The sequence below is a fragment of the Pseudomonas sp. 1121_17 genome (genome assembly GCF_052850745.1).
This window is the reverse complement of record NZ_VXCX01000008.1, coordinates 101366-119715: the sequence shown is the minus strand read 5'-3', so window position 1 is coordinate 119715 and position 18350 is coordinate 101366. Positions and strand designations below refer to the sequence as shown.

The following is an 18350-nucleotide window of genomic DNA, read 5'->3' as shown; positions in this document are numbered from 1 at the left end:
GCAGATCTACGGATAAAGACAGATACCGCCTGGGCGTCAGCCCGGGCTTGAACCCGGGCCTTGCGCCGTTGTTATTTTTGTTTTTCCAGCTGGTGGTACTTGCCGTCTTTATCCCACTGATAGACCACGTAGTCGGAGATCTTCAGGTCACCCTTGGCGTCCCAGGTCTTCTCGCCCATGACGGTCTGCACGGGGTTGGCCTTGAGCCACTTGGCGGCGTCTTCGCCCTTGTTCGACTTGGCGCCATTGAATGCAGCAGCCAGGGCCTGTACCGAGGCGTAGGCATACAGGGTGTAGCCTTCAGGCTCGGTGCCGTTCTTGCGGAACTGATCCACTACCGCCTTGCTGTCTGGCAGCAGACGCGGGTCGGCGCCGAAGGTCATGTACACGCCGTCGACGTATTGCGCGCCGCCTGCGGTGGTGACCAGTTCGTCGGTGACGATACCGTCATCGGACATGAACTTGACGTCTTTCAGGCCGGCTTCACGCAGCTGCCGTACCAGCGGACCGGCTTCCGGGTGCAGGCCGCCGAAGTAGACGACATCGGCGCCGGCGCCACGGATCTTGGTGACCACCGCGCTGAAGTCTTTCTCGCCGCGGGTCAGGCCTTCATACAGCACCGGTTTGACGCCGCGTTTTTCCAGCTGCGCCTTGGTCGCATCGGCCAGGCCTTGGCCATAGGTGTCCTTGTCGTGCAGCACCACGACCTTCTTGCCCTTGAGCACATCAACGATGTAGTCGCCGGCAACGATGCCTTGCTGGTCGTCACGCCCGCACATGCGGAACATGGCCGACAGGCCCCGCTCGGTGACCTGCGGGTTGGTCGAGCCTGGGGTGATCGCGATGATGCCGGCCTCGTCGTACACCTCGGAGGCTGGGATGGTGTTGGACGAGCAGAAGTGCCCGACCACGCCAACCACTTTCTCCTGGTCGACCAGCTTGTTGGCTACCGCTACGGCCTGTTTCGGTTCGCAGGCGTCATCGCCGGCTACCAGTTTGATCTGCTCGCCGTTGACCCCACCGGCCTTGTTGATCGCGTCGGCCGCAGCCTGCGCACCTTTCATGTACTGCTCGCCAAACGCTGCGTTGGCCCCGGTCATTGGCCCCGCGACGCCGATCTTGATGTCGGCCTGAACATACGAAGAAACACCCAGTGCCGTTGCCACGGCCAGAGCCAGGAAGCCTTTCTTGTAAAACGTCTGCGACATGAGGTGGTGCTCCTAGAGTCTTTTTTTTGGTTGGCACTACAACGTTCTGCTTGCTGATCAGAGCAAGCGCCGTGCCACTGACTTTGCATTTCGAGCAAACACGCCTGGCTGGCCGTCTGGAGGCCGGCGCCGGGCATCGTTCATTGAGCGTGCAACCGTCTACACCGAGGCGGGCGCCACCATTCCTCCAATATAGGCGCAACCGAGCAGTGCCATCATTGCAACCAGCACCAGTGTCAACGTGCAACCTGCCGGTAACTGTCGACGTCACCGAAGTGCACACCGCTGGTGCGTGACTGCTACGGGGGCACTGTTTCAAGGCTAGTCGCTGCGCGCGAAAACGTCCGGGTTTTGGCAGTTACAGCCCCGGTACAGGGCTGCGCGAAGGTTGCCCGCACCAGTCGCGACACGGTCAGGTGTAGGAAGCGGCCTTGTGTCGCGAAAGGGTCGCGTAGCGGCCCCAGCATTTGTACTGCACCGCAAAATCGCGGGGCCCGCTGCGCGCGCCTTTCGCGACACAAGGTGATCCCACAGAGGCCTCGCGCGAGGTAAAGGTAATGCGGTCAACTGTGAGTGCCCTGTGAAGCGCAAAGGCTGGCACAATGATCGCCATTCCCGCGCGCTTGCGCCGTTTCAGCGAGCGCCGCCGACCTGGAGCTTTCAATGAGCGAGAGCGCATTCTCTGAGCGCATCGTGCACAACCTGCTCGACACCGATTTTTACAAGCTGACGATGATGCAGGCGGTGCTGCACAACTATCCCGATGCTGATGTCGAGTGGGAGTTTCGCTGCCGCAACGGCGAAGACCTGCGCCCTTATCTGGGCGAGATTCGCCGCCAGATCGAGCGGCTCAGCGAGCTGACCCTGGACGACGGCCAGCTGGAGTTTCTTGAGCGCATCAGCTTTCTCAAGCCAGACTTTCTGCGCTTTTTACGCCTGTTCCGCTTCAACCTGCGTTATGTCCATCTGGGCATCGAAGACGATCAGCTGTGCTTGCGTCTAAAAGGCCCGTGGCTGCATGTGATCCTCTTCGAGGTGCCGCTGCTGGCGTTGATCAGCGAGGTGCGCAACCGTCACCTGCACCCGCACATGCCGCTGGCGGCTGCCCGCGATCAGCTCTACCGCAAGTTCGACTGGCTCAGGGCCAACGCCAGCGAGGACGAACTGGCCGAACTGCAGGTAGCCGACTTCGGTACCCGGCGGCGCTTCTCCAGCCGGGTCCAGGAAGAGGTCGTGCGGGTCCTGCGCGATGACTTCCCCGGGCGCTTCGTCGGCACCAGCAATGTCGATCTGGCATGGAAACTGGATATCAGACCATTGGGCACCATGGCCCATGAATGGCTGATGGCCCATCAGCAACTCGGCCCGCGCCTGATCGACAGCCAGATCGCCGCGCTCGACTGCTGGGTCCGCGAGTACCGCGGCCTGCTCGGCATCGCCTTGACCGATTGCATCACCATGGATGCCTTCCTCAATGATTTCGATCTGTACTTTGCCAAGCTGTTCGACGGCCTGCGCCACGACTCCGGCGAGCCGGTGGCCTGGGCGGAAAAGGCCATCGCTCATTACCAGCAACTGGGCATCGATCCGATGACCAAGACCCTGGTGTTCTCCGACGGTCTCGACCTGCCGCGTTCGTTGCAGATATTCCGTGCCCTGCGTGGTCGCATCAATGTCAGCTTCGGCATCGGCACCAACCTCACCTGCGACCTGCCGGGGGTAGCGCCAATGAGCATCGTGCTTAAAATGACCGACTGCAATGGCTCGCCGGTAGCGAAGATTTCCGACGAGGCCGCCAAGACGCAGTGCCGCGATGAAAACTTCGTCGCCTACCTGCGTCACGTATTCAAAGTTGCCCACAAGGAGTAATCCATGCAAGCCGTTCAGCAAGAGATCGCGCAGCAGCTCAAGGTGCAGCCGCCGTTCGCCGATGCCGCCGCGCTCGAGGCCGAAGTTGCCCGGCGTGTGGCTTTCATCAAGGACTGCCTGGCCAACGCCCGGCTCAAGACCCTGGTGCTAGGCATCAGTGGCGGGGTCGACTCGCTGACCGCCGCCCTGCTCGCCCAGCGCGCCGTCAACGAACTGCGCGCCAGCAGCGGCGACGACGGCTATCGCTTCATCGCCGTGCGTCTGCCGTACAACGTGCAGCACGACGAACACGACGCACAGGCCTGCCTGGATGTGATCAAGGCCGATGAAGTGCACACCATCGACATCGCTCCCGCCGTGCTTGGGCTCAAGAGCAAGGTCGATGTGCTGCAGGACGGCGCACCGGCCATGGTCGATTTCGTGGTCGGCAACATCAAGGCGCGCATGCGCATGGTGGCCCAGTACAGCGTCGCCGGCGCCCGTGGCGGCCTGGTGATCGGCACCGACCATGCGGCCGAAGCGGTGATGGGCTTCTTCACCAAATTCGGTGACGGCGCCTGTGATCTGGCGCCGCTCAGCGGCCTGGTGAAGAACCAGGTACGTGCCATTGCTCGTGCCTTTGGTGCGCCTGAGTCACTGGTCGAGAAAGTACCGACTGCGGACCTCGAAGACCTTGAGCCAGGCAAGCCAGATGAAGCAGCGCACGGCATCACTTATCAGCAGATCGATGCCTTCCTGCACGGTGAGCCTGTCGACCAGCATGCCTTCGATATCATCGTCAGCACCTACCGCAAGACTCAGCACAAGCGCGAGCTGCCGTTCGCGCCGTAATCGGCGGCGATAAAAAAAAGCCCGACCGCGACGTTGATCGCGGCCGGGCTTTTTTTGTGGCGTGGCTTACTTGACCACGACCTTGCCTTTCATCATCGAGATGTGGCCTGGGAAGGTGCAGAAGAAGCTGTAGTCGCCGCCAGCTTCCAGCTTGGAAGTGTCGAAGGTGACCTTGGTTTCTTTCTCTGGCGCACCGATCATCGCGGTGTGAGCGATGATATTGGCGTTGTCTTCCTTCAGGTAACCCTTGTCGATGCCTTGGGTCATGCCTTCGGTGGCAATGGCCTGCATGTCGGCAGTCTTGCTGACCACCAGGTTATGGCCCATGACGTTCTTCGGCAGGTTGCCGGAGTGAGTCAGGGTCACGGTGAATTCTTTGCAGCTCTTGTCGACGGTGAATTCTTTGCTGTTGTAGGACATCTGGTCAGTCGAATCAATGGTCACCGCGCACTCGGCTGCAAACACAGAAGCGCTGGCGAGGGTCAGCAGGGATACCGCTACAGCTTTCGCAAACATCGTGAATCTCCTTGGCAGGGTTTATCAATTGCGAGTCTGCCTGAAAGCGGAACGAGCGTGCCTGATATGCATCAAGGCAGTGTTCGGCCGGCAGCCAGTAAATTTGTTCTATGGATTGTATACAACCAATCTAAGTGCACATCATGCCTGCATAACCGACGATGGGACAACCTCTCATTTAGGAGCAAACGACATGTCCCTTGGTAGCCTGATGAATAGCCTGCTCGCCGCTTACGCCCATGGCGCCACTGGCGCGGCCTGCGAGTTTTCCCGTCCCGAGTAAATCTGATCTTGGAAGCGACAGGCATGCGCTTTACCCTTGGACGTCTGTAAAGGGAGAGAAGCAATGCCTGTACGTTCAGTTTGTGTGTTCTGCGGCGCCAGTATCGGCGCCAACCCCGCCTACCGCGCAGCGGCCGTTGCCCTCGGCGAAGCGATTGCCCGGCGTGGCCTACGCCTGGTCTACGGCGGCGGCGCGGTCGGCCTGATGGGCGTGGTTGCCGACGCGGCGATGGCGGCCGGCGGTGAGGTGGTCGGGATCATCCCGCAGAGCCTGCTGGACGCCGAGGTTGGCCACAAGGCCCTGAGCCGCCTGGAAGTGGTCGACGGCATGCACGCGCGCAAGGCGCGCATGGCCGAGCTCAGCGATGCCTTCATCGCCCTGCCGGGTGGCCTGGGTACGCTGGAAGAGTTGTTCGAAGTGTGGACCTGGGGGCAATTGGGCTATCACGCCAAGCCGCTGGGGCTGCTCGATGTGAACGGCTTTTATACAAAGCTGGGCGACTTCCTCGACCATATCGTCGAAGAGGGTTTTGTCCGCCCACAGCATCGGGCGATGCTGTTGCTCGAGCAGCAGGCCGATGCACTGCTGGATGGCATGGAGCAGTTCGTCGCGCCGGTGGTGCCGAAGTGGGTCGACAAAGCGCCTGATTGACCTTGGTGCTTATTGGGGCCGCTTTGCGGCCCCATTCACCAAGTCAGCGCGGAACGGCTGGCTGACGCGGCTTCTTGACGCCGCCTTTGGCCGCTTCCTTACGCTCTTTGGCGGCCTGCTGGTTACGCGCAAATGCCTCGGCCTTGGCCTTCTCGCGCTTGTCCCAGGGCTTGCTTCCATCGCTGGCGCGTGGCGGCAAGCCGTTGTGCTGAGTCAGGATCTTCTGCTCTTTGCCGACCTTGTGGCTGCCGCTCGGCGTGGAGTTCTTGCGCCGTGCACTCTGGTAGCCGTCGGTCTGCGGCTGATGCAGCGGGATCAACTGGTGCTTGCCCGGGCCGATCAGGTCGGCGCGGCCCATGCGCTCCAGTGCTTCACGCAGCATCGGCCAGCCTTTCGGGTCGTGGTAGCGCAAGAATGCCTTGTGCAGCCGACGCTGCTCGTCGCTCTTGACGATCTCGACGCCTTCGCTCTTGTAGGTGACCTTGCGCAGCGGGTTCTTGCCCGAGTGGTACATCGCCGTGGCCGAGGCCATTGGCGACGGGTAGAACGCTTGCACCTGGTCGGCACGGAAGCCGTTGCCCTTGAGCCACAGGGCGAGGTTCATCATGTCCTCGTCGGTTGTGCCCGGGTGCGCGGCGATGAAGTACGGGATCAGGTACTGCTCTTTGCCCGCTTCTTTCGAATACTTCTCGAACATGCGCTTGAAGCGGTCGTAGCTGCCGATACCCGGCTTCATCATCTTGTCCAGCGGGCCACGCTCGGTATGCTCCGGGGCAATCTTCAAGTAACCGCCGACGTGGTGGGTGACCAGTTCCTTGACGTACTCCGGCGACTCGACCGCGAGGTCGTAGCGCAGGCCCGAAGCGATCAGGATCTTCTTCACCCCCGGCAAGGCACGGGCCTTGCGGTACAGTTCGATCAGCGAAGTGTGGTCGGTATTGAGGTTCTCGCAGATGCCCGGGAACACGCACGACGGCTTGCGGCAGTGCTTCTCGATCTCGGTGCTTTTGCAGGCGATGCGGTACATGTTGGCGGTCGGCCCGCCAAGGTCGGAGACCACGCCGGTGAAGCCCGGCACCTTGTCGCGCATCTCCTCGATCTCGTTGAGGATCGACTCGTGCGAACGGTTCTGGATGATGCGGCCTTCATGCTCGGTGATCGAGCAGAAGGTGCAGCCGCCAAAGCAGCCACGCATGATGTTCACCGAGAAGCGAATCATCTCGTAGGCCGGGATGCGCTCCTTGCCGTAGGCCGGGTGCGGCACACGGGCATACGGCATGCCGAACACGTAGTCCATTTCTTCGGTGGTCATCGGAATCGGCGGCTGGTTGAACCAGACATCCACGTCGCCGTGCTTCTGCACCAGCGCACGGGCGTTGCCCGGGTTGGTTTCAAGGTGCAGAACGCGGTTGGCATGGGCGTACAGCACCGGGTCATTGCGTACCTTCTCGAACGAGGGCAGACGCAGCACGGTCTTGTCGCGGGTCATGCCCGGGCTGTCGAGGATCTGCACCACCTTGGCTTCGTTCGGATCTTCGACCTCGCCCTTGGCTTGCTCGATGGCGCAGGCCTGGGTGTCTTGAGTATTCACGTACGGATTGATGATCTTGTCGACCTTGCCCGGCCGGTCGATGCGCGTCGAGTCGATTTCGAACCAGCCAGCCGGGGTGTCGCGGCGCACGAAGGCGGTGCCGCGCACGTCAGTGATCTGCTCGATGGTTTCGCCGTTGGACAGGCGCTGCGCGACTTCAACTACCGCACGCTCGGCGTTGCCGAACAGGAGGATGTCGGCGCAGGCGTCGATCAGGATCGAATGGCGGACCTTGTCCTGCCAGTAATCGTAGTGGGCGATGCGGCGCAGCGAAGCCTCGATGCCGCCGAGCACGATCGGCACATTCTTGTAGGCTTCCTTGCAGCGCTGGCTGTACACCAGGCTGGCACGGTCAGGGCGCTTGCCGGCCAGGCCACCAGGGGTGTAGGCATCGTCGGAGCGCATCTTCTTGTCAGCGGTGTAGCGGTTGATCATCGAGTCCATGTTGCCAGCCGCGACGCCGAAGAACAGGTTCGGCTCGCCAAGTTTCATGAAGTCGTCTTTGGACTGCCAGTTCGGCTGGGCAATGATGCCGACCCGGAAGCCCTGGGCTTCGAGCAGGCGGCCGATGATGGCCATGCCAAACGACGGATGGTCGACGTAGGCATCACCGGTCACGATGATGATGTCGCAGGAATCCCAGCCGAGCTGATCCATCTCCTCCCTGCTCATCGGCAGGAAAGGCGCTGGCCCGAAGCATTCGGCCCAGTACTTGGGATAGTCGTAAAGTGGTTTGGCTGCGTGCATGTCAGTGACCGGTTCTTGGTGTGCAGGGAAATCGCGGGCGCGGAATATAGCACAAATTTTGATCAAATCCGACGGTAATGGTCGGATTCATGATGAGGGCTCGGGCGGCGCAGCAGCACCGCCGGCTGTTACTCGTCGTCGTCGAAGTTGTACGCACCCGGGGCGAGGTTCTCGAAGCGGGTGTACTTGCCGATGAACGCCAGGCGGACAAAACCGATCGGGCCGTTCCGCTGCTTGCCGATGATGATCTCGGCGACGCCCTTGTGCTCGGTCTCGGGGTGATAGACCTCATCCCGGTAGACAAACATGATCACGTCGGCGTCCTGCTCGATTGCACCCGATTCACGCAAGTCGGAGTTGACCGGGCGCTTGTTCGGGCGCTGTTCCAGCGAGCGGTTCAACTGCGACAGGGCAATGACCGGGCAGTTGAATTCCTTGGCCAGGGCTTTCAACGAGCGGGAAATCTCCGAAATCTCGTTGGTACGGTTGTCACCACTGGAGCCCGGGATCTGCATCAGCTGCAGGTAGTCGACCATGATCATGCCGATCTCGCCGTGTTCGCGGGCCAGGCGGCGGGTCCGCGCGCGCATCTCCGAAGGGCTGATGCCGGCGGTATCGTCGATGAACAGCTTGCGGTCGTTGAGCAAGTTGACCGCCGAGGTCAACCGCGGCCAGTCGTCATCATCAAGCTGACCGGAACGCACCTTGGTCTGGTCGATGCGACCCAGTGACGAGAGCATCCGCATGATCAGCGATTCGCCTGGCATCTCGAGGGAGAACACCAGCACTGCCTTGTCGCTGCGCAGCACGGCGTTTTCCACCAGGTTCATGGCGAAGGTGGTTTTCCCCATCGACGGTCGGCCTGCAACGATGATCAGGTCGGCCGCCTGCAAACCGCTGGTCTTGCCGTCCAGGTCGGTATAGCCGGTGGAGATACCGGTGATGTCGCTGTCGGAGTTGAACAGCGTGTCGATGCGGTCGATGGCCTTGGCCAGCAGGTCGTTGACCCCGACCGGGCCGCCGGTCTTGGGCCGCGCCTCGGCGATCTGGAAGATCTGCCGCTCGGCATCGTCAAGAATCTCGGCGGCGTTGCGCCCTTGCGGGTTGAAGGCGTTGTCGGCGATATCGGTGCTGATGCTGATCAGCTGGCGCAGCGTGGCGCGCTCACGGATGATCGCCGCATAGGCCTTGATGTTGGCAACCGACGGGGTGTTCTTGGCCAGCTCGGCCAGATACGCCAGGCCGCCGACCTGGCTCGACTGGCCTTCGCGGTCTAGCTGTTCGTGCAGGGTGACCACGTCGAACGGCTGGTTGAGGTCAACCAGCTTGTGGATGGCACGGAAGATCAGGCGGTGGTCATGCCGATAGAAGTCGCCATCCGAAACCTGATCCAGCACCCGCTCCCAGGCTTCGTTGTCCAGCATCAGACCACCGAGCACGGCCTGTTCGGCCTCGATGGAATGCGGCGGCACTTTCAGCGCAGCGGTTTGCAGGTCGAGCTGTTCTGGATGGGTGATCTCGTTCATGGCCACAATAGAATTCTGGGTGATGAGAAAAACAAAGGGCACGGCCTGCAAAGCAGAGCCGCGCCCAATGTTAACCGGCTAGCCCACAGGGAGCCAGCCGAGTGCTACAGCTTAGGCTGCAACGACAACCACGCGAACGGTGGCTTCAACGTCGCTGTGCAGGTGCACGGCTACGTCGTATTCGCCAACGTTACGGATGGTGCCGTTCGGCAGACGAACTTCAGCTTTAGCCACTTCAACGCCGGAGGCGGTCAGGGCATCAGCGATGTCGTGGGTGCCGATCGAACCGAACAGCTTGCCTTCGTCGCCAGCGGTGGCAGTGATAGTCACTTCCAGCTCGGCCAGTTGGGCAGCACGGCTTTCAGCCGAAGTTTTCTTGTCGGCTGCAGCTTTTTCCAGCTCGGCGCGACGTTCTTCGAACGCAGCGACGTTGGCGGCATTGGCAACAGTGGCCTTGCCGAACGGCAGCAGGAAGTTACGGCCGTAACCGGCTTTAACTTTAACTTTGTCGCCCAGGTTGCCCAGGTTAGCGACTTTTTCCAGCAGGATCAGTTCCATTTGGTAAAACCTCTTAACTTTTAACCTTCACCGTTCGCGGAATCGTCACCCTGAGGCGACTTGCGACCGCGAAAATCAACCAGGCTATCGACAATGGCCAGGACCACGAGCAGCGGATAAGTCAGCTGCATGAACAGCACCAGCGTCACGTACAACCCGACCAGCCAGAATCTGCCCAGACGTTTCTGTGCCACCAACCCGTGCAGCAGGGCAAGCCCGGCAAACATGAGCGGTACGCTGCAAAGCGGCGTGAGCAGCGCCAGGGCAGAACCGAGGTTCGGACCCAACACCATGCACCCCAGCAATACCAGCGTTGGCACCAAGGGAATCCGTACCGCTTGAAACTCGCGGCCGAAACCTCCCGGGTTGTACAACGAGGCCTGCCAGTAGCGCCCCAACATCAGGGACAACACACTGACAACCTGCAGCAACGCCGCAATCAGGCCGTTGAGCACCGGTACGACAAGACTCCCAAGGCGTGCCTGCTCCTCTACCGATAACTGCTGGTAGAGACCGTCGAGCATCTGCGGCAGGGCTTTTTCAAGCGCTCGCGCCAGAGCTTCAATCGGTTCACGGAACACCGAACTGAGAATCAGGCCATACAACAGGCCCAGTGCAATGCTGGTCAACAGCACCCGGTTCCAGGAGTGCCCGGCGCGCAACAGCGCAGCCAGCCCCAGCGTACCCAGCAACACCATCAAGGTGCGCGGCTCGCCGAAGACCCACCAGACCAACGCCGGCAAAATGCCCCAGACGATGACCGAGGAAGCGTCCTTGAAGCCGCGCCGCAGGAACACCAGGCTCCCAGCGGCGGCACACAACCAGAACAACAGCGGCAATGCCGCACAACCGGCCACTACTACAGCGGCCTGCACGCGACCGCGCATGATGAAATCAGCTAACGCCCGCATGCTTATCCCTTGCTACTTGTCGAAAGCCAGGCCTCAGCGGCCGTGGCTGTCGGTGTAGGCAAGCAGGGCCAGGAAGCGGGCGCGCTTGATAGCGGTAGCCAGCTGACGCTGATAACGAGCTTTGGTACCGGTGATACGGCTTGGAACGATCTTGCCGGTTTCGGATACGTAAGCTTTCAGGGTGTTGAGATCTTTGAAGTCGATCTCTTTCACGTCTTCAGCAGTGAAGCGGCAGAATTTACGACGACGGAAGAAACGTGCCATGTAATAGGCTCCTCAAAAGGTCCGTGGATTACTCGTCAGCGCTATCGCTGGCGTCGCTGTCATTGCTGTCGTCGCCATCGGCGCCATCAGCTTCAGGACGTTCACGACGCTCACGGCGCTCGCTGCGGTTCTCTTCGGCCTTGAGCATCTCGGACGGGCCAGTAACGGCTTCGTCGCGACGGATGACCAGGTTACGGATCACGGCATCGTTGTAACGGAAGTTGTCTTCCAGCTCGGCCAGGGCCTTGCCAGTGCACTCAACGTTCAGCATCACGTAGTGAGCCTTGTGAACATTGTTGATTGCGTAGGCCAGTTGACGACGACCCCAATCTTCCAGACGGTGGATTTTGCCACCATCTTCTTCGATCAGCTTGGTGTAACGCTCAACCATGCCGCCGACTTGCTCGCTCTGATCCGGGTGGACCAGAAAGATGATTTCGTAATGACGCATGAATGCTCCTTACGGGTTAGAAGCCTGCCAGGGAATCTGGTCAGACAAGGAGTGAATGACACTGTATGACTTGCCTTGTGCAGAAGGCACATGCGTGCCTGCCTGCTGGGCAAGGGGCGCAATTGTAGAGAAGGCGGGACGCACAAGCAAGGTGATTGGCGATTATTTGAACAGGTAGAAACATATCCATAATAGATGCCAACTGAGCCGGCCTCTTCGCGGGTAAACCCGCGAAGAGGCCGGCTCAGGCAACAGCTCAGCGCTTCAGTTGGCGCTGACGTACGGCTTCGAACAGGCACACACCGGTAGCCACCGACACGTTCAGGCTGCTGACGCTGCCAGCCATCGGCAGCTTCACGAGGAAGTCGCAATGGTCACGGGTCAGACGACGCATGCCCTTGCCTTCAGCACCCATGACCACCACCAGCGGACCGGTCAGGTCCTGTTGGTAGATCTCCTTGTCGGCTTCGCCGGCAGTGCCGACCACCCACAGGCCGCGCTGCTGGAGCTTCTCCAGGGTACGCGCCAGGTTGGTCACGGCGACCAGCGGTATCACCTCGGCAGCGCCGCAAGCAACCTTGCGCACAGCCGGGGTCAGGGTCGCCGACTTGTCCTTGGGCACCACCACCGCAGTGGCACCGGCAGCATCGGCGGTGCGCAGGCACGCGCCGAGGTTGTGCGGGTCGGTAACACCATCGAGCACGAGAATCAGCGGCGGGGTTTCGGTGCGCTCGAGCAACTCCTCGAGCATCAATTCGCCCCACACCTGCGCCGGGCTGACTTCAGCCACCACGCCCTGATGCACGCCTTCAACCCAGGCGTCCATCTCGCGACGCTCGGCCTGGCCGACCGCTACGCGGTTTTCTGCGGCCAGAGCCAGCAGGGTTTGCAGACGCGGCTCACTGCGCCCTTCCGACAACCAGATCTGCTTGACCCGCTTGGGGTGGTGCTGCAGCAGCGCCTGCACAGCGTGCACGCCGTAGATTTTTTCCAACTGACTCATGACTTGTTCTTGCTCTTGCGTGGCGCGCCGGACTTGGGCGGCCCTTTACGGTGTTTGCTTGGCTTGTCGCTGGCGGACTTGCTCGAACTCTTGCCGGACTTGCTTGCCGTCGGCGCATTGCGGGCTTCGCCCATCAGCGCCTTTTTCACTTCACGGCTCTTGCGTACTTCGGCGTTGCGCTGCACGGCATCGCTCGGGAAGTAGGCATCCGAACTTTCGTTCTTGCGCCGACGCGGTGCTGGCTCGGCCTTGGCTTCTGGCTTGGCTTGCGACGTGGCCTCGCGCTTGCTGTCCTGCTTCACGTCACGCTTGCCGGTGCCTGCACCTTTGCCTGCCGGCGCGGACTTGCCCGCCGGAGCCGTGTCGGCGGCGCCTCGCTGCTTGCGGCCAACCGGCGCATTGACGGTGGTTTCGGACATTTCAAAGTCGATCTTGCGCTCGTCGAGGTCGACCCGCATGACCTTGACTTCAACCGTGTCGCCCAGGCGGAAGCTGCGGCCGGTGCGTTCGCCCGACAGGCGATGATGCACGGCGTCATAGTGGTAATAGTCGCCCGGCAGCGCGCTGACGTGGACCAGGCCTTCGACGTAGATGTCGGTCAGCTCGATGAACAGACCAAAACCGGTCACCGCGGTGATCACGCCCGGGAAGATTTCGCCCACACGGTCTTTCATGTACTCGCACTTGAGCCAGTTGACCACGTCGCGGGTGGCCTCGTCGGCGCGCCGCTCAGTCATCGAGCACTGCTCGCCCATCTGCTCCAGGGTGGCAACGTCATATGGGTAGATGCGCGCTTTGGGGATGGCCACGGCACCGGCACGCTTGACGTGCGGGGTGTCGATCTTGGAGCGGATCACGCTGCGAATGGCGCGGTGCACCAGCAGATCCGGGTAACGGCGGATCGGCGAGGTGAAGTGGGTGTACGCCTCGTAGTTCAGACCAAAGTGGCCATTGTTGTCGGTGCTGTACACCGCCTGGCTCAACGAGCGCAGCATCACCGTCTGGATCAGGTGGAAGTCCGGACGCCCGGAGATGCTCGCCAGCAGGGCCTGGTAGTCCTTCGGCGAAGGTTCCTTGCCCTTGTGCAGCGACAAGCCCAGCTCACCGAGGAAGGCGCGCAGTTTTTCCAGACGCTCCGGTGGCGGGCCGTCGTGCACACGGTACAACGACGGCACTTCGTGCTTCTGCATGAACGCAGCGGTCGCAACGTTGGCCGCGAGCATGCACTCTTCGATCAGCTTGTGCGCTTCGTTACGCACAGTCGGGCGAATTTCTTCGATCTTGCGGTTATCACCGAAGATGATCCGGGTTTCCTGGGTCTCGAAGTCGATCGCGCCACGGGTATGGCGCGCCGCCAGCAGGACCTTGTACAGGGCGTGCAGGTTCTTCAGGTGCGGCACGACCTCGCTGTACTCATCGCGCAGGGCCTTGCCTTCACGGGTGCGCGAGTGCTCGAGCATGCTGCTGACCTTGTTGTAGGTCAGCCGTGCATGGGAGTGGATCACCGCCTCGCAGAACTGGTAATCGACCATCTGCCCGGACTTGTTGATGGTCATTTCACAGACCATGGCCAGGCGATCGACGTGCGGATTCAACGAGCACAGGCCGTTGGACAGCTCCTCGGGCAGCATCGGGATCACCCGCTCAGGGAAATACACCGAGTTGCCGCGCTGCTGCGCTTCGATATCCAGGGCCGAGCCCAGGCGCACGTAGCTGGACACGTCGGCAATCGCCACGTACAGGCGCCAGCCGCCGGAGAACAGCCGCAGCTTGCCTTGCGGCTCACAATAGACGGCGTCGTCGAAGTCACGGGCGTCTTCGCCGTCAATAGTGACGAACGGCAGGTGACGCAGGTCGATGCGGCGTTCCTTGTCCTTTTCTTCGACTTCGGAGCGGAACTTGCGCGCTTCCTTGACCACTTCCTGCGGCCACACGTGCGGGATGTCGTAGCTGCGCAGGGCAACGTCGATTTCCATGCCCGGCGCCATGTAGTTGCCGATCACCTCGACCACATCACCCTGCGGCTGGAACCGCGGCGTTGGCCAGTGGGTGATCTTGATTTCGACGAACTGGCCGATCTTGGCGCCACCGTTACGCCCGGCAGTGACCAGCACTTCCTGCTGGATCTTCGGGTTGTCCGGGGTTACGTAGCCGATGCCGCCTTCTTCGAAGTAACGGCCAACCACGCTCTCATGGGCGCGGGAGATGATCTCGACCAGCACACCTTCGCGGCGACCACGTCGGTCAGTACCGGAAACCCGTGCCAGGGCACGGTCACCGTCGAACGCCAGACGCATCTGCGACGGGCTGAGGAACAGGTCAGCGCTGCCATCATCCGGGATGAGGAAGCCGAAACCATCACGGTGGCCAGACACGCGGCCGCAGATCAGGTCCAGTTTGTCTACCGGGGCATATGTGCCACGCCGGGTATAGATCAGCTGACCGTCACGTTCCATGGCGCGCAGGCGGCGGCGCAGGGCTTCGATCTGGTCTTCTTCGAGCAGGCCGAACTCTGCGGCCAGCTCCTCGCGCGCGGCTGGCTCGCCACGATCGGCAAGGCGCTGCAGGATCAGCTCACGGCTGGGAATAGGGTTGTCGTATTTATCCGCTTCGCGAGCGGCCTCTGGATCGAGGGATTGCCAATCGGCCATCAGGAGGGGTTCACCTTGGTATATATAGAGTAGAAGTTTGGCATAGGCCTATTGAAACCGGAAATGTCGTCGTTGGACAGCCCCCGTCTGACAGTCTTGTTGGCGAGGGAAGCTCAACAGAATCAACGTGTTGAGTTTTTTACTTTTTTTTTGATACGAGGGCTTTACAGCCCCCAATGGCGTCCGTATAGTGCGCACCACAACGACGGACACCGCCGTTGTAGTTGAGATAAGCGATGTTGTAAAGCATCCTTTAATCTTGACAGTGTGCCCAGGTGGCGGAATTGGTAGACGCGCTGGTTTCAGGTATCAGTGACCGCAAGGTCGTGGAAGTTCGAGTCTTCTCCTGGGCACCAAATATTTCGAAGCATAGATAGCAGGTCTGTCTGTGATTCAGCAAGAGATTCATCGCAGTACGCTGTAGATGTAAAGCTTTGCCCAGGTGGCGGAATTGGTAGACGCGCTGGTTTCAGGTATCAGTGACCGCAAGGTCGTGGAAGTTCGAGTCTTCTCCTGGGCACCAAATTAAAAACCCACTAGCTTGCTAGTGGGTTTTTTCTTGCCTGCGATTTGGTATGCCCCGCCACTCCCCCTGCTCCGCGGCTCGATAGCTGACTTATGAATTTCTCGTAATGCGGCCACATGAGAAACGATTTCGTTTACCATTGTTTCCAAATATGTAGCCGTAAGCGAGGAAGTACCCGCATGACGATCCGTCCGCAACCGCTGATGCGCACCCTGGCCGCCGCTGTTCTGAGCCTGGTGATTGGCGCACCGGCCGCCATGGCAGACGCGCCGGTCAGCCTGACCCTGTACAACGGTCAGCACAAGGAAATCGGCGAAGCCATCGCCAAGGCCTACGAGGCCAAGACTGGCATCCATATCAATATCCGCAAGGGCAGCAGCAACCAGCTGGCCAGCCAGATCATCGAAGAAGGCGACCGCTCGCCCGCCGATGTCATCTATACCGAAGAGTCGCCACCGCTGAACAACCTCGGCGAGCTCGGCCTGCTGGCCAAGATCGACGACGCCACCCTGAACATGCTGCCCAAGGAATACGTGGCCAGCAACGGCACCTGGATGGGCGTGACTGCGCGCACCCGCGTGGTGGTGTTCAACCCGAAGAAAATCGACGAAAAAGACCTGCCGCAATCGGTCATGGACTTCGCTGACCCTGAGTGGGATGGTCGCATCGGCTTCGTGCCTACCAGCGGCGCGTTCCAGGAGCAGGCGGTCGCCATCCTGAAAATGCACGGCCGTGAAGCGGCCGAAGAATGGCTGACCGGCCTCAAGGCGTTCGGCAAGACCTACACCAACAACATGGTTGCGTTGAAGGCCGTGGAAAAAGGCGAAGTCGCCGCGGTGCTGGTCAACAACTACTACTGGTACGCGCTTGAGCGCGAGCGCGGCAAGCTCGACTCCAAGCTGTACTACCTGGCCGATGGCGATGCCGGCGGCCTGGTGACCATTTCGGGCGCTGCCGCGGTGAAAGCCAGCAAGCATCCCAAGGAAGCCCAGGCACTGCTCAACTGGATGGCCAGCGAAGAAGGCCAGCGCGTGATCACCCAGACCACCGCCGAATACCCGCTGCACAAAGGCATGGTCTCGGACCGCGGCCTGAAGCCGTTCGAAGAGCTGCGCCCGCCGCAGATCACCCCCGCCGACCTGGGCAATGCCGAGGAAGCGCTGGAGCTGGAACGTGAGGTCGGTCTGCTCTGATGACTGCCGCCCTGCCCCAAGCGGCCCAGGCGCGTTTCGTGCCTCGCCGCAAGCGCCCGTCGATCTGGGTGCTGCTGCCGGTTCTGTTTCTGGTGGCGATGAGCTTGCTGCCGTTGCTGTACGTCGCCATGAAAGCCTGGGAAGCCGGTTGGCAGGAGGCATTGCATCTGCTTTGGCGGCCTTTCGTCTGGGGCTTGCTGCGCAACACCCTGTTGCTGATGGTTGGGGTCACGGCCTTGTGCATGGTGCTCGGCCTGGCGCTGGCCTGGCTGCTTGAGCGCAGTGACCTGCCGGGGCGGCGCATGTGGGGCGTGGTGCTGTGCCTGCCGTTTGCCGTGCCGTCGTTTGTCAGCAGCTTTACCTGGGTATCGCTGAGCTCGGACTTCGAGGGCCTCGGCGGGGCAATCATGGTCATGGCACTGTCCAAGTACCCGCTAATCTTCTTGCCGGTCGCGGCGACCTTGCGCAATGTCGACAGCTCGCTGGAAGAGTCGGCGAGGACCCTCGGCTGCAGCCGCTGGGGGGTGTATCGCAAGGTCACCCTGCCGCTGCTGTGGCCGGCGATGCTCGGTGGCGCCTTGCTGATCGCGCTGCACATGCTGGTCGAGTTCGGCGCCCTGTCGATTCTTGGCCTACAGACCTTCACCACGGCGATCTATCAGCAGTTCGAACTGGAGTTCAGCAACGCCAACGCGGCGATGCTCTCGGCAGTGCTGCTGGCGCTGTGCCTGATCATGCTCACGCTGGAACTTCGCGTGCGCGGCAAGGCGCGCCATGTGCGCATTGGCCAGGGTGTGGCGCGGCGCGCGCAGCCGATCAAGCTGGGCAACTTCACGGCTGTCGGCCAGTTGTTCTGCCTGGCGTTGGCGGTGCTCGGTAGTGGTATTCCATTGGCGATGCTCGGCTACTGGCTGAGTGTCGGCTCGTCGGCAGCGTTTCCTGTGGGCGAGATCAGCCAGGCGCTGCTCACCTCGCTGTCAGTGTCGCTGGGCGGCGCCGGGTTCTGCGTCGTGCTGGCACTGCCGATCAGTTTCCTGGTGGTGCGCTACAAGGGCCGCCTGGCGATCTGGGCCGAGCGCCTACCGTACCTGCTGCATGCCCTGCCGGGCTTGGTGATTGCCCTGACGCTGGTGTTCTTTGCCCTGCACTACGTACCGGCGCTGTACCAGACCACGGCGTTGTTGCTGCTGGCGTATGCCTTGCTGTTCCTGCCACTGGCCCAGGCGCCAGTGCGCACGGCGCTGAACAAGGCCTCGCCAACGCTTGAAGAGGCGGCTCGGACCTTGGGCGCGAGCAGCTTCAGCGCATTTTGTCGGGTCACCCTGCCGATCATCTTTCCGGCGCTGGCCGCAGCCTTTGCCCTGGTGTTCCTGGATGCCATGAAAGAGCTAACCGCGACCTTGTTGCTCAGCCCGACCGGGATGACCACCCTGGCCACCGAGGTGTGGGCGCACACGGCCAACGTCGAGTTCGCCGCGGCGGCGCCCTATGCCGCGCTGTTGATCGTAGTATCAGGCCTGCCGGTGTACCTGCTGACCACGCGGATGTACCTGAACCGGGCCTGAGCCCTG

15 protein-coding genes and 2 tRNA genes are annotated in these 18350 nt (G+C 61.3%); 7 read left to right on the top strand and 10 right to left on the bottom strand.

The window, feature by feature from the left end:
* Positions 1–71 precede the first annotated feature (71 nt).
* Positions 72–1208 (bottom strand): branched-chain amino acid ABC transporter substrate-binding protein, encoded by a 1137-nt coding sequence (locus tag FW789_RS15980; RefSeq protein WP_101315983.1) that lies wholly within the window; start codon positions 1206–1208, stop codon positions 72–74.
* Between the two features lie 663 nt (positions 1209–1871).
* Here FW789_RS15980 and pncB point away from each other — a divergent pair.
* Together pncB and nadE are read left to right on the top strand one after the other, a co-directional pair.
* Positions 1872–3077 carry a nicotinate phosphoribosyltransferase gene (gene pncB, locus FW789_RS15975; RefSeq protein ID WP_186700640.1) on the top strand — a complete coding sequence of 402 codons (1206 nt, stop codon included), beginning with the start codon at positions 1872–1874 and terminating at the stop codon, positions 3075–3077.
* A gap of 3 nt (positions 3078–3080) precedes the next feature.
* Positions 3081–3908 (top strand): ammonia-dependent NAD(+) synthetase, encoded by an 828-nt coding sequence (nadE, locus tag FW789_RS15970; protein WP_103435863.1) that lies wholly within the window; start codon positions 3081–3083, stop codon positions 3906–3908.
* Between the two features lie 66 nt (positions 3909–3974).
* Here the strand turns inward: nadE and azu are convergent, their stop codons facing one another.
* Positions 3975–4424 (bottom strand): azurin, encoded by a 450-nt coding sequence (gene azu / locus FW789_RS15965; RefSeq protein WP_103435862.1) that lies wholly within the window; start codon positions 4422–4424, stop codon positions 3975–3977.
* 346 nt (positions 4425–4770) lie between these two features.
* Here azu and FW789_RS15960 point away from each other — a divergent pair, with 346 nt between their 5' ends.
* Positions 4771–5358 (top strand): LOG family protein, encoded by a 588-nt coding sequence (locus FW789_RS15960; protein WP_446431732.1) that lies wholly within the window; start codon positions 4771–4773, stop codon positions 5356–5358.
* 43 nt (positions 5359–5401) lie between these two features.
* Here FW789_RS15960 and FW789_RS15955 read toward each other — a convergent pair whose 3' ends face one another.
* The 8 genes from FW789_RS15955 to rnr all read right to left on the bottom strand — a co-directional run bounded on the left by FW789_RS15955 (position 5402) and on the right by rnr (position 15060).
* Positions 5402–7696 (bottom strand): YgiQ family radical SAM protein, encoded by a 2295-nt coding sequence (locus tag FW789_RS15955; RefSeq protein ID WP_103435860.1) that lies wholly within the window; start codon positions 7694–7696, stop codon positions 5402–5404.
* A 128-nt stretch (positions 7697–7824) separates the two neighbouring features.
* Positions 7825–9222: a replicative DNA helicase gene (dnaB, locus tag FW789_RS15950; protein WP_101315971.1), complete on the bottom strand. Its 1398-nt coding sequence runs from the start codon at positions 9220–9222 to the stop codon at positions 7825–7827.
* A 111-nt stretch (positions 9223–9333) separates the two neighbouring features.
* Entirely contained in the window at positions 9334–9780 is a 447-nt protein-coding gene (rplI, locus tag FW789_RS15945; protein WP_103435859.1) for a 50S ribosomal protein L9, read from the bottom strand.
* Positions 9781–9800: 20 nt separating this feature from the next.
* Positions 9801–10691 carry a hypothetical protein gene (locus FW789_RS15940; RefSeq protein WP_103435858.1) on the bottom strand — a complete coding sequence of 297 codons (891 nt, stop codon included), beginning with the start codon at positions 10689–10691 and terminating at the stop codon, positions 9801–9803.
* Positions 10692–10724: 33 nt separating this feature from the next.
* Complete coding sequence (rpsR, locus tag FW789_RS15935; RefSeq protein ID WP_101315965.1) at positions 10725–10955, bottom strand: 30S ribosomal protein S18; 231 nt, start codon at positions 10953–10955, stop codon at positions 10725–10727.
* 28 nt (positions 10956–10983) lie between these two features.
* A complete protein-coding gene (rpsF, locus tag FW789_RS15930; protein WP_101315962.1) occupies positions 10984–11406 on the bottom strand; it encodes a 30S ribosomal protein S6 in 423 nt (140 codons plus the stop codon).
* Between the two features lie 256 nt (positions 11407–11662).
* Positions 11663–12409: a 23S rRNA (guanosine(2251)-2'-O)-methyltransferase RlmB gene (gene rlmB / locus FW789_RS15925; RefSeq protein ID WP_101315960.1), complete on the bottom strand. Its 747-nt coding sequence runs from the start codon at positions 12407–12409 to the stop codon at positions 11663–11665.
* The gene (rnr, locus tag FW789_RS15920) at positions 12406–15060 is read right to left on the bottom strand and encodes a ribonuclease R (protein ID WP_103435857.1); all 2655 of its coding nucleotides are present in this window, start codon (positions 15058–15060) and stop codon (positions 12406–12408) included. The genes rlmB and rnr overlap by 4 nt, the downstream gene beginning before the upstream one ends.
* Before the next feature lie 269 nt (positions 15061–15329).
* Between rnr and FW789_RS15915 the strand changes: the two genes are divergently transcribed.
* The 4 genes from FW789_RS15915 (at position 15330) to FW789_RS15900 (ending at position 18344) form a co-directional block, all read left to right on the top strand.
* Positions 15330–15416: transfer RNA gene (locus FW789_RS15915), tRNA-Leu, on the top strand.
* Between the two features lie 80 nt (positions 15417–15496).
* A tRNA-Leu gene (locus FW789_RS15910) sits at positions 15497–15583 on the top strand.
* Positions 15584–15765: 182 nt separating this feature from the next.
* Positions 15766–16779, top strand: coding sequence for an extracellular solute-binding protein (locus tag FW789_RS15905; protein ID WP_186700644.1), 1014 nt, complete (start codon positions 15766–15768; stop codon positions 16777–16779).
* Positions 16779–18344, top strand: coding sequence for an ABC transporter permease (locus FW789_RS15900; protein WP_446431731.1), 1566 nt, complete (start codon positions 16779–16781; stop codon positions 18342–18344). The genes FW789_RS15905 and FW789_RS15900 overlap by 1 nt, the downstream gene beginning before the upstream one ends.
* The last annotated feature ends 6 nt before the right edge of the window (positions 18345–18350 follow it).